1 protein-coding gene is annotated in these 1,150 nt (G+C 45.0%); it reads right to left on the reverse strand.

From position 1 onward, the window contains the following. Positions 1 to 925: molybdopterin-dependent oxidoreductase (locus R8N28_RS26115; protein ID WP_318183770.1), on the reverse strand; the 925-nt coding region annotated here is incomplete at its 3' end. Positions 926 to 1,150: the final 225 nt, after the last annotated feature.

Raw genomic sequence — 1,150 nt, forward strand, 5'->3', positions numbered from 1 at the left:
GGAAGTCTTGGTCGACTTTATCTTCGCTGATCAGTACATGGGCGATAGCAGCGACAAGGGCCGCATCGGTACCGTGTTTGATAGGAATCCATTGGTCTTCACGGCCAGCGGCAGTATCGGTGTAACGAGGGTCGATACAGATCGTACGTGTGTGGCTAATATTTTTTGCGTCCACGTAGTTGTGAACCTGACCACCGCCCGACATACGAGTTTCTGCAGGGTTGTTACCAAACATCAGACATAGGTCTGCGTTTTGAACATCGTCAATCGAGTTGTTGTCTACCCAAGTGCCGTAGAAGTACTCAGACATACATTCGATGTTCGCTGCTGAGTAGTCGCCGTAGTGATTCAGGTAACCACCACAAAGGTTCATCATACGTGCAACCAATGTCGCGCTCGGATCCCAGCTCTTAGTTACCGTACCACCCAAGGTACCCGTACCGTAGTTTAAGTAAACCGCGTCATTACCGTAGTCTTTAATGATGCGTTTTAGGTTGTCACCAACGAGGTCAAAGGCTTCGTCCCAAGTGATGCGTTTGAACTTACCTTCACCACGTTTACCAACGCGAAGAAGTGGGTATTTCAAACGGTCTGGCGAGTAAACACGGCGACGCATAGAGCGACCACGCAAACAAGCACGAACTTGATGATTGTGGTTATACACATCATCACCCGTATTATCGGTTTCTACCCATTTAATTTCACCATCGACCACGTGCATACGAAGCGGACAACGAGAACCACAGTTTACGGTACATGCCGACCAGACAATTTTTTCATTTGGTTTTGCTGGCGTTTCTTTGGCAACCGCTTTAGTTGCGAACGGGAGAGAAAGCGCGTTTCCTGCTAACGCTAAAGCGCCAAGTGCAGAACCGCCCTTTAAAGCATCACGCCGAGTAATATTAAACTTACCATTTTGACTCATGGTTTTTTCCTAAGTGCATTTAAAATTGGGAGTGGCGCTTAATTAATAACAAGTGGGGAAAGAACACTAATTAGAAACAAATAAGATATAGAGATCGTATTTTCAAAATAGGCATGATTTGAAAATATCTAAAACACTTTGAGGTCAAAGTGACATTTCTAAGATCTATTAATCAAGCTTTACTTATCAGGCCTTGAGCAACTAAAGCCAGACAAGAAACCACTA

It is taken from the genome of Vibrio sp. Vb1554, from assembly GCF_033344235.1.